Origin of the sequence: Streptomyces harbinensis, assembly GCF_900116145.1 — a bacterium.
In the GTDB taxonomy this organism is placed as follows: domain Bacteria; phylum Actinomycetota; class Actinomycetes; order Streptomycetales; family Streptomycetaceae; genus Streptomyces; species Streptomyces carpaticus.
On the sequence record NZ_FPAB01000023.1, the window covers coordinates 1 to 6146 of the forward strand.

General features: G+C 69.9%; 8 protein-coding genes. 7 read left to right on the forward strand and 1 reads right to left on the reverse strand.

Annotation, left to right across the window (positions count from 1 at the left end; translation table 11 throughout):
• The first annotated feature begins 31 nt into the window (after positions 1–31).
• From BM385_RS26225 to BM385_RS26255, 7 genes are all read left to right on the forward strand, one after another.
• Positions 32–805 (forward strand): hypothetical protein, encoded by a 774-nt coding sequence (locus tag BM385_RS26225; protein ID WP_093844593.1) that lies wholly within the window; start codon positions 32–34, stop codon positions 803–805.
• Between the two features lie 113 nt (positions 806–918).
• Positions 919–1485 (forward strand): type I-C CRISPR-associated protein Cas8c/Csd1, encoded by a 567-nt coding sequence (locus BM385_RS26230; protein WP_093844594.1) that lies wholly within the window; start codon positions 919–921, stop codon positions 1483–1485.
• A gap of 202 nt (positions 1486–1687) precedes the next feature.
• Positions 1688–1909 (forward strand): hypothetical protein, encoded by a 222-nt coding sequence (locus tag BM385_RS26235; protein ID WP_139275250.1) that lies wholly within the window; start codon positions 1688–1690, stop codon positions 1907–1909.
• 5 nt (positions 1910–1914) lie between these two features.
• Complete coding sequence (locus BM385_RS26240; protein ID WP_139275251.1) at positions 1915–2346, forward strand: hypothetical protein; 432 nt, start codon at positions 1915–1917, stop codon at positions 2344–2346.
• A gap of 282 nt (positions 2347–2628) precedes the next feature.
• On the forward strand, positions 2629–3279 hold the full coding sequence (locus BM385_RS26245) for a hypothetical protein (protein WP_093844597.1): 651 nt from the start codon (positions 2629–2631) through the stop codon (positions 3277–3279).
• Between the two features lie 101 nt (positions 3280–3380).
• The gene (locus tag BM385_RS26250; protein ID WP_093844598.1) at positions 3381–4328 is read left to right on the forward strand and encodes a ParA family protein; all 948 of its coding nucleotides are present in this window, start codon (positions 3381–3383) and stop codon (positions 4326–4328) included.
• Between the two features lie 140 nt (positions 4329–4468).
• The gene (locus tag BM385_RS26255) at positions 4469–5272 is read left to right on the forward strand and encodes a hypothetical protein (protein WP_093844599.1); all 804 of its coding nucleotides are present in this window, start codon (positions 4469–4471) and stop codon (positions 5270–5272) included.
• A gap of 124 nt (positions 5273–5396) precedes the next feature.
• Here the strand turns inward: BM385_RS26255 and BM385_RS26260 are convergent, their stop codons facing one another.
• Positions 5397–5960, reverse strand: a complete 564-nt coding sequence (locus BM385_RS26260) for a hypothetical protein (RefSeq protein ID WP_093844600.1) — start codon at positions 5958–5960, stop codon at positions 5397–5399.
• Between the last annotated feature and the right edge of the window lie 186 nt (positions 5961–6146).

Consider the following 6146-nt stretch of genomic DNA (forward strand, 5'->3'; position numbering starts at 1 on the left):
GCGTTGACCGCTACGCCTGGAGGGCTCAGCCATGTGGTTCATCCACCAGATCGAGGCCACCGACGATACCCAGCACCCCAGCTGGTACACCGTCATTCGGAGTGACGAGGCCGAGGAGTACGACGGCACCGCCGCCGCCTATGGCCGCGCGGTCCTGGAGAACTGGATCGACGACGCCGCGGCTCGCGGCGAGGAAGGAAGCGACCACGTGGACGAGGATGGCAACGGCCTGCTCCGCGTGCGAGTTGCTTTCGCCGGGGACGCGGAAGCGTTCGACGGCCCTGCTGGCACAGACGTGGCTGTTGTCGAGGCGACCGACCTGGCGGAGGTGGTGCCCCCGGAGCTTGCTGCTGTGGACGCCGCCCGAGAGAACATCCTGTACGCGGAGAGGATGGTCATGCTGGGCCACGCACAGTTGGCCACAGCTCTGGATGCGGCGCGGCGCGGCGGGCACGGTGCGAACGTCCTCGCGGAGCGGGTTACTGCTGCTGTCTCCCGGCCGGTAGCCCTGCGGATGATGCCCAAGGTGCCGGTCAGGGTCGTGTGGTCGGTGGTCCGGGGCGAGTCGCCCACGGCCCGGATCGTGGAGCCCGGCGTTGCGGGTGTCGATGTCCCCGAGGTCATCCTGGAGTGGGCCGCTGGGCACGGGCTCAGCGTGGACGACCCGGACGTGTGGCTCGGCGTCACCCTCGCCAGCGATGCGGGAGAGGTGCCCGGGGAGATCGCCTACCGGGACGGGGCGGTGAGCGAGAGCGACGGCGAGGCGATCCGCCGCCAGCTCGCCGGGGAGCACGAGCACCACTGATCTGGCACCACAGCCCGCCGCCCGGCCCGCGAGCGGCGGACGCGCTACCCACACCGCCCCTCCTGGAGAATCCGACATGAACCCCATGCGACTCGTAGAGTTCGCCGCTGCCCGTGGTCTGCGCGGAGCGGATCGGCGCCGCCGTCACCACGCTGTCCACCTCCCCAGACCACCACAGCGTGATCGGTGACGACACCATGCTGCTGTGGTGGCGGTCTGGTGGCGGGACACCCCTCCCCCTGGCGCGCCTGCTGACCGACCCCGACCCGGCCGCTCTGGGCGATCTTGATGTCTCCGGCCAGCACTGCGCGCTGCTCCTCGGCGCCGGGGTCGGGCGCATGTCGATGCGGTTCCTCTGGGACGAGCCGGCCGCCGACACCGTGCTGCGGATCGGCGACTGGTACGACCGCACAGCGGTCTACGACGGAGACTTGGGCCGTACCGTCCATCACGGCATCGGTCTGCTCCACCGCGCTGCTACCAGCCGCTGGAATCCAGTCACCGAAAAGTATTTTGCCGCTCCCACACGCCTGCGGCCCGCCGACCTGTGGACGGCCGCACTCACCGGAACCACGCCCCGCACGCATGGCGAGGCAGCGCTTGCGGCGATCAGGGCTGACGGCATGGCCAACAGTCCCCGGGCCGCGATGCTCCGGGTGAGCGGCCTGGCTGGCGAGTAGGGCCGTGGAGCCGAGTGTTGCAGGCATTCGGAGACGCCTCCGACACAGGCGTTCAGCTGATTGACAAGTGTTTAGACAGTGAACACTATGGAGTTGGGCACCCGCCCACACAACACACCGCGGGGCGTGGCCACCGCTACCCACGACCGCCACGCCCCGCCCTCCACAAGGGAGCACTCCATTGTCCATGACCCTTGCCGTCGTGCCCACCATTGACGCCGAGCTGCTGAGCGACGCCTCATGCACGCTCGTGGAGCTGGCATGCACGCCCGACGACTCCCAGCTGCAGGCGCGCGCCGTGGAGCAGTTGGCGCCGCTGCTCGGGCAGCTGCGCAGCGCCACCGGCCTGGACGCCGAGGATGACTCGCTCTGGCTCAACGCCTGGGACGGCTACGGCATCAACCGCCGCGAGAGGACCCGCTGATCCTGATGCCCACCACCCCGAGCAGCACCGTCACCGTCCACGTCTCCCTAACACCGGGTGGGCTGTGGAGGGTGACCGCCCTAGATGTGCTGCTGCCCGGGGTACGTGTCACCGCGCGCCGCTCGCTCGCTCAGCTGGAGCGGGCGGCGCGCGCTGCCATCGCCACACATCGAGGCGTCGATCCCGACGCGATCACCATCACGCTGGAGATCAGCACCGGTGACGCAGATCTCGACGCCGATATCGAGCAGGCCCGCGCACTGCGCGAGCTGGCCGCCGACGTCGAAGCCAAGGCCCGCGCCGCCGCACTGCCGCCCGCGCGCCGCCTGCGGGACGCGGGGGTGTCCGTACGGGACGCCGGCCGCCTCCTCGGCTACAGCGGCGCCGCCATCTCCGTGATGACCAGCACCACACCCCAACCGGGAGACGCACCGTGAGCACCCTCCGATGGGCTCTCATCGCCCTGTCCACAGCCGCAGCCGCAGCCGCCCACGCCCGCATCACACGGGCCCTGAGAGGCCAGCAGGCGCCCGCCCCAGCGCCGCCCTACGTGCCAGCCGCACGGCGGCATACGGCAGCATCCTGAGCCCGCACAGACGACGGCCGACCCCAGATCTCCCGGGGTCGGCCGCCGCCGTATTCAGCCACCAAACCGACTCCGCCTGACCGAATCTGACGCACCGTCGCACAACACCCGCCCCGCACGGGATACTGCGGACATGACCGATCTGCCCGACCTGGAGGTAGCCGGCGGCGCCTGGTACGCCCGAGTACCGCCCATCGCCGTGCCCGTGCCCGCCGCACACGTAGCAGACCTCCACGGAGCCCACGCCATCATCCGCGCCCCCGGAGGGGCCGGCGTGCTGTACGGCCTCCGCGCGATCGGCTCCCCCCGCCGCACCTCGGCCGGCCTCCTCCTGGACGTGGTGCCCGAACTCGACTGGTGGCGCAGCCAAATCGTGGCTGGCGCCATCCTCACACCCCGCAGCGTGCCACTGGCAGACGTATGGATCGAGCGCCGCCTACCCCAGCAGCCAGCCGACACCGAGCAGCACCAGGAGCAGCCCGAGCAGCGCTCCCCCGGTACCGCCGCCGCTCTCCTGCGCCGCCTCGCCCCCGGCCCCGGCGCCCCCACCCCACGCACTCCCGTACCTGCGCGCACCGTCCCCGAGTTGCACGGCCGGCGCATCATCCAGATCACCCCCGAGCGGCCCCTGTGGGACCTCCGGGCGATCTCCGAGCCCTACCAGACCCCAGACGGCGAGATCACAGCCAACCTGACCAGCACACGCGATTACCACCGCGCGGTGCTCCTGGGGGAGCCGGCCGCCGTCGTGCCCGTCCCGCTCTATCTCCTGTGGGTTGAGTAACCCGGTGTCCGGATTTCCGGACACCAAGCGCCACAAGGGTTCCGAGCCCTGCTCGGTGATTTGGCCCCCTGCCCCTGGGAGACACAGATACCGTCTACGGCATGACGCGACACTCCATCCCGCCTCTGGCGGTAGACACACTCGACTACTTGCCCATCGTGGGCGAGTGGGACCCGGATACCCCGTACGGCCAGTGGGCTGCCTCCGTCCGAGTCCCCCCCACCTTCCGGCCCGTAGGCACTCCTCGTGTGGTGGTGGTGGCCAACAACAAGGGGGGAGTCGGTAAGACCACAACGACCGTTGAGCTGGCCACTGCATGGGCTGCCATGGGGCTGAGGGTGCGGATGATCGACGCTGACCCCCAAGGGGCAGCCGTCACGGCGTGGATCGGGGCCCTCTATCCCGATGGACTGCCGACCGAGCAGCGGTACAACCTCCGGCACGTATTCCTTGGCACCGAACCCGGGGCGGCCGGCGGCCTGACCCGGGAAGTCTCATTGGATGAGGCGACATGGCCAACGGCCTTGGAGAACCTGGATCTTGTGCCATGCGGGCCGGATCTGTCCCGAGTGGAGTACGAGCGGACAGGCGGCACGGATGACGCGCTCCGGTACGCCATCGCCGAGTCCGAGCAGCACTACGACGTGACGGTGATCGACGCCTCGCGCACCATGAGCCTGGTGACGCTCGCATGCCTCATCGCCGCTGACGACGCCGTAGTGCCCGTCAAGCCCGGAGTGCTGGACGCCATGGGCGTAGCCAGCCTGGATGAGATCCTGGCGCGCATCCGCCGTCGCCAGAACCCGAAGCTCCGCGTTGCCGCCGTCCTGGCCACCATGTGGAGCAAGAGCAATCTTGCACGCGATGTACAGGAGCAGGCAGCCGAGGACTACCCCGAGGCGATCGTTTCCCCGATCCGCAACACCACTCAGGTAGGCGAGGCTCCACACAGCGGCAAACCCACCCGCCTGTACGCCCCCCGCGCGACAGCGGTAGCCGACTACGACCAGGTGGCCCGCCTCATCCTCGGCACACCGGGGGCAGCATGACCCCCCGCCGCCCCCGCCTGGGCATCTCAACTCGGGCCGCAGCACCGGAGACGAGTGACCCGACATCCGAAGATCAGAGCCGCAGCCCGGATCTCCTGGACAACTTCGGTGGCGGTCGGCCGGCTGCCCCTGACCCTTTCGTGCCGCAGCTCATCAACCCCAACAGCTTGCCAACCGAACCGGACGAGCGCCTGACGGCGTACGAAACGGCCATCGAGGCATCCCGCTCGGCCCTGGCCGGCACCATCAGCAAAGCGCGATTCCGGGCAGAAGTAGAGATTGGCTTTGCCCTGGCTGCAATCCGATCCGAAGAACTGCATCTGCGGCGCGCCGCCACTATCGAGCAGTACGGCGCAGAGCGCTGGGGGTACAAGCGCAGCACCCTGTATGAGCTGATGGACACCGCCGAGATCCGCTTGGCGGCGGCGGTCGGCGTGGTGTCCGGAAATCCGGACACCAAGCGCCACAAGGCGATCACGACTCCTGCACCACGGCCGGCACTCGAAGCGTCCCCACCGCCCGCACTGCGGCCGGCTGGGATCGAGCTGTCCAAGTCGGCCGCCCTGGAGGTGGTGCCCGTCTGGCGCGAAGAGGGCACAGAGGCAGCGTTGGCCCTGGTGGCGGAGGCCGAGCGCAAAGCAAACGAGAAAGGCGGCCGGCTGACCGCTGCACTCGTCCGCGAAGTGGTCAAGGACCGGACCGCAGAGGACAGCCAGGGCACCGATGCTGGGACGCTCCCCCCCTCTGAGGAGGCTCGGCGGCGGGCGGTGAACGATGGGCTCAAGAGCCTTACGGAGAGCCTGGAGCGCTCGTTGATCAAGCTCGGGAAGCTCCGAACCGATGGTGTGCCGCCCCTAGATGCCGAGGACGCGGCACGGCAGCTCAAAGCAATCCGGACCGTGGGCAAGGCACTCAGCAAGGCCCAAGGGCCCGAGGGCACATGAAAGCGCCCCCAGCCGCAGAGCTGGGGGCGCTGGGGGCGCCTCGGCCGGGGGTAGCCGAGGCGCCCAAGGCTCCGGCCCGCATCACGGATGCCAGTGACCAGCTGGCGTACGGGCCGGAGCCGGTCTACGGGGACCGCCGCAGCCGACTGGCAGCAGCGAAACCCTCCAGGAGCCGGACAGACCGCGCACGGCGCGGCCTGCTGTCGTACTCGGCCAGCGCAAGGCGCGCGGCGCAGGCCGCCAGCGCCTCAGCAAGGGTCGCGCTGTCCGTGTGCGGGATGATTTCCGGCCGACACCGCGACAGCCACCGCCGGCCGCACTGCGCGCGGCTATCGGCGCGCCCCATGAGCAGATGAGGGGCAGGGAGCTTGCTGGTGCCCTTGCCCACGGCAATCGTGCCGTGGAGGTTGGGCCAGCTGGGCGCCGCTCCCACTTCCACGATGAATTCGATGGTGCCGCGCAGTGGAACGTCCAGCACCGGGCCCACAGCGGCTCTCTGATCGGTCAGCCGGCCGAGGGCCATGCATCCGAGGGTGCGCGTTACGCGTACGACGTGCCAGGTCCGGCCAACCGGCACGGGCGCGGCAAGGTCCAAGAACCAACTTTCCGCGACGTCTTGGGGGTTGGCGCCGGCCGCCGCCACCCAGATGAGGGCGGGGCGCCAGCCGTGGAGATCGGTGGACGACATCAGCAGCTCCTCGGGCAGCAGTTGCGGCAGACCTGGACCGCGTAGACGAGGGGTTTGCCGCCCGGGTTGGGGACCGTGGCGTGACCTCCGGGGCGTAGGCCGCGTTGGTCACCGCAGCGGGCACATGCCTGCCCGTCCAGCCGTGTGCGCTGATCGGGGGTGGCTCGGCTCATCGAGGACGGGGGG

What these genes read in the sequence shown, in the direction of transcription:
- BM385_RS26225 (WP_093844593.1), top strand. Translation starts at nt 32, where the DNA reads ATGTGGTTCATCCACCAGATCGAGGCCACCGACGATACCCAGCACCCC.
- BM385_RS26240 (WP_139275251.1), top strand. Translation starts at nt 1,915, where the DNA reads ATGCCCACCACCCCGAGCAGCACCGTCACCGTCCACGTCTCCCTAACA.
- BM385_RS26260 (WP_093844600.1), bottom strand. Translation starts at nt 5,960, where the DNA reads ATGTCGTCCACCGATCTCCACGGCTGGCGCCCCGCCCTCATCTGGGTG.
- BM385_RS26245 (WP_093844597.1), top strand. Translation starts at nt 2,629, where the DNA reads ATGACCGATCTGCCCGACCTGGAGGTAGCCGGCGGCGCCTGGTACGCC.
- BM385_RS26250 (WP_093844598.1), top strand. Translation starts at nt 3,381, where the DNA reads ATGACGCGACACTCCATCCCGCCTCTGGCGGTAGACACACTCGACTAC.